General features: G+C 31.7%; 2 protein-coding genes and 1 pseudogene. All 3 read right to left on the reverse strand.

Going from position 1 to position 3,186, the window contains the following annotated elements; all coding sequences use genetic code 11:
• Nucleotides 1-412 (reverse strand): annotated as a pseudogene (gene nrdG / locus T473_RS20210) (anaerobic ribonucleoside-triphosphate reductase activating protein); the annotation flags it as partial.
• 12 nt (nt 413-424) lie between these two features.
• Nucleotides 425-2,545, reverse strand: coding sequence for an anaerobic ribonucleoside-triphosphate reductase (nrdD, locus tag T473_RS0115235; protein ID WP_024622604.1), 2,121 nt, complete (start codon nt 2,543-2,545; stop codon nt 425-427).
• An 86-nt stretch (nt 2,546-2,631) separates the two neighbouring features.
• Entirely contained in the window at nt 2,632-3,114 is a 483-nt protein-coding gene (locus T473_RS0115240; RefSeq protein ID WP_024622535.1) for a dUTP diphosphatase, read from the reverse strand.
• Nucleotides 3,115-3,186: the final 72 nt, after the last annotated feature.

Raw genomic sequence — 3,186 nt, forward strand, 5'->3', positions numbered from 1 at the left:
ATATTTTTCTTTTTACTATCATACTTACCATCTATAAGAATATCTATATAATTTAAGATTTTTGATTTTTTATCATCTTTAAATATTTCTTCTAAAGTATAACCGCTCCAAATATATACTTTTTTGCTTGGGTACTGTTTCTTGAAGGATTCTAAAAAATGTAATAAATCTTCTATATTTTTCTCATATAGAGGTTCTCCGCCTAAAATTGATAGATCTCTTTCAACACCTTTATCTATATAGTTTAAAATATGCTGAAAATCATTATGTGTAAATTCTCTTCCTTTTCAAAATCCCAAGTCTCTTGGTTGTGACATCCATTGCATTTATGTGGGCATCCTTGGAGCCATAAAGATAATACAATACCTTCACCGTTAGTTATATCATTATATTGGATATCTGCTATTCTCATATTTTCACTTCCTTATTGTAAATGGAACACTCTTTCGCTTATTTCTTCTGTCCTTCCTTTATTCCAAAATGATGTGCCGATGTATCCACAAGTTCTTCGCATGACCTGCATTTCTTGTTGATCTTTATTCCCACAGTTAGGACAATACCATTCCAAATATTCATCTGTTAATATTTCACCTCTAAAACCACACTTATAACATACATCTGGTCTAGAATTTATTTCAGCATATTGTACATTATGGTATATAAAATTAATAATTTGTTCAACGGCTTTAAGATTGTTACTCAAATTTGGAGTCTCTATATATGAAATACATCCTCCAGTGCTTAAACTATGAAATGGAGCTTCATAACTTAATTTACTAAAAGCATCAATTTCTTCAGTGACATTTACATGGTATGAGTTGGTGTAATATAACTTATCAGTAACATTAGGAATCTCACCAAATTTCTGTTTGTCTATTCTGCAAAATCTATATACTAAATTCTCAGCTGGAGTTCCGTATAGACTAAAGCCTAATCCTGTTTCTTCTCTCCATTTGTCACAGGCTTTCTTTAAATAAGATACAACTTCAAGTGAGAATTTTTGTCCTTCTTCAGTTGTATTACTTTCTCCCAACATTGCTTGTACCATTTCATATATTCCAACATACCCAAGTGATAATGTCGAGTAACCATTCTCTAATAATCTATCTATTTTTTCACCTTTAGCTAAACGTGCTATACCTCCATATTGCCAATGAATAGGACTTACATCTGAGACTGTACCTTTCAATAAATTATGTCTCACTAATAAAGCTTCTCTACAAGTTTCAAGTCTCTCATCTAGTATTTTCCAGAATTTATTAAAATCTCCGTTAGCTATTATAGCTATCTGTGGGAGATTAAGAGATACTACCCCCTGATTAAAGCGTCCATACCATTTAAAATTTCCATTTTTATCTTTGTATTGAGAAAGATGACTTCTACAACCCATCGGAGGGAACGCATCACCATAATTATACCTCATAATTTTAGCACTTTGATAATCTGGAACTAACCTTCTTGTGTTACATACAGCACTTAATTTAGTTATATAATCGTATCTTCCACCTTCTAAACAGTTGTGTTTATCTAAAAGATATACTAATTTAGGGAAAGCTTCTCCTATTTCTTGACCTTTTTCATTTTTCATTCCTACTATTCTCTGTTTGATCATTTCTTCGCAGATCATAGCCATTTCTTTTTCAAATTCATGACCTTCTTCTATTTCTAAGTAAATAGTTGCAAAAGGAGCTTGTCCATTAGTAGTCTGTAATGTACTCAGCTGGTACCTTATCGTTTGAATACCCGATTTTAATTCTTCTTCAATTCTATCATGGGCTAACTCACTCGCTATATCTTCATTAAACTTTTCTCTATAATTACTAAAATATTTTTCATAAGATACTCTCAGAAAAGGTGCTAGATGTTTTATCGTAATTGATTGTCCACCATATTGGTTACTTGCTATTTGTGCCATAATTTGTGTCGTGATAGTACAAGCAGTACTAAACGACTTTGGAGATTCTACAAGTTTACCATTAATTACGGTTCCATTCTGTAGCATATCTTCTAGATTTATTAAGCAGCAATTGAACATCGGTTGTATTGTGTAGTCAAGATCATGGAAATGTAAAACCCCTTCATCATGTGCCTGTACTAAATATGTAGGAATTAGCTTTCTTCTAGCTATATCTTTTGAAACTTCTCCAGCAATTAAATCTCTTTGAGTAGATATTAATATTGAATCCTTATTAGAATTCTCATTTAATACATCTTCATTTGATTTATCGATTATGCCTAATATTCCCTCATCGGTTATACTTACTTTTCTTTGAAATTCTCTGACAGCGCGATAACCTTCATACATTCTCGCTGTTAGAGATTGACCATGTGCATTTAATCTATCAAAAACAAATCCTTCAATTTGTGAGATACTTACGCTTTCCATCTTCGAAAAATTGTCTTCTGCTTCTTGAGCAATCGCTTTAGCAATTTGTGGCATATGAATCCCACTTCCATTCTTCATTGCTAATATTATTGCATTCTCTATTTTATTTTTATTAAAAGGGATACTAGAGCCATCTCTTTTTATTACTTTACTTATCAAAATACCACTCCTTATTTGTTGTTTAGTTTTTCGTCCTAGTACAATTTTATACCCTTTTTGTTATACATCTAGACATTTTATATATGTTAAATACTTCCTGTTGTACCGAATCCACCTCTATTTGAGTTTTCTAATTTATCTACTTCTTCAAATATTATTTCAGGCATGGATTTTTGAATTCGAAACTGGGCAATTTTGTCACCTTTTCTTATCGTTGTTCCTGGTACCTTGTCTTGTGTAGTCCATGTTCCTGGTGTTGTATTTGGTATATCCTTTGGTTGAAGACAATATAACATTCCATGCCACTCATCATTATCTCCTATGTACGTGTCATCTATAACACCAATCGAGTTTGGTTGAATACATCCCCAAGTTTTAAAAGTTGAAGATCTAGGGGCTATTATTCCTTCGTATCCTTTTGGTAGCTCTAATGCAAAACCCAATGGTATTAGTTTATATTCCCCTAATGGTATAAAAACTTCCTGTCTTGCATACACATCTATCCAATTACCTTTTTCTATCTTTTTTAACTTAGTTGCTCCATCAAAATATTTTATTTTTAAATTCATATTATACCTCTTTTCTTAAAATGTTAATATACGCTACCCCTAAAGCTATAGCATCATATATATCACTGGTTT

Source organism: Clostridioides mangenotii TR, from assembly GCF_000498755.1.
In the GTDB taxonomy this organism is placed as follows: domain Bacteria; phylum Bacillota; class Clostridia; order Peptostreptococcales; family Peptostreptococcaceae; genus Metaclostridioides; species Metaclostridioides mangenotii_A.